This window comes from Xanthomonas sp. WHRI 1810A (assembly GCF_040202885.1).
Taxonomy (GTDB): domain Bacteria; phylum Pseudomonadota; class Gammaproteobacteria; order Pseudomonadales; family Pseudomonadaceae; genus Aquipseudomonas.
In genome coordinates this window covers 1-689 of sequence record NZ_JBEGED010000053.1, presented here as the reverse complement: position 1 = coordinate 689, position 689 = coordinate 1, and the positions used below count along the sequence as shown (strand labels likewise).

The 689-nt window shown below is 59.1% G+C and carries 1 pseudogene; it reads left to right on the top strand.

The features are described 5' to 3' along the window. Positions 1-170 precede the first annotated feature (170 nt). Positions 171-689, top strand: a pseudogene (locus tag ABQX22_RS26670) (transposase); the annotation flags it as partial.

The following is a 689-nucleotide window of genomic DNA, read 5'->3' as shown; positions in this document are numbered from 1 at the left end:
GGAAGTTTCTACCAGAGCTACTAATTTCCAGGCCCGGCGGCATCACGCTTCACCGCTATCCGGTCCCCAGTGTCGCCTTCCCTGATCGAAGCGCTGCGTATGACTACTGATACGCCCAGGGTTTCCTAGACATCTCAAGGCCATGGAAAATGGTCGATTCGGAGGTGTCTATGAGCAGCAAGCGGTATACGGATGAGTTCAAGATCGAGGCGGTCCGGCAAGTGACTGATCGTGGGTTCAAGGTGGCAGAAGTCGCCGAGCGGCTGGGTGTCACGACGCACAGCCTGTACGCCTGGCTGCGCACGTTCGGCAAGTCTGGCGTGGTGCATCGCGCCGAGGTGGACCAGAGCGCCGAGGTTCGGCGGCTGAAGGCAGAGTTGCGTCGAGTGACCGAGGAGCGCGACATCCTAAAAAAGGCCGCCGCGTACTTTGCCAAGGGGTAAAGGCAAAGTACGCCTTCATGCAAGCCCACTGCAGGGAATTCAGGGTGTGTGCGATGTGCCGGGTATTGCGGGTCAACCGGTCGGGTTATTACGCCTGGTTGTGCTCGCCCAACAGTGAGCGCGCCAAGGAAGATGATCGCTTGCTTGGACTAATCAAGCACCACTGGCTGGCCAGCGGCAGTGTCTATGGGCATCGCAAGATCACCACGGATCTGCGCGATCTGGGTGAGCGTTGTAGTCGCCATC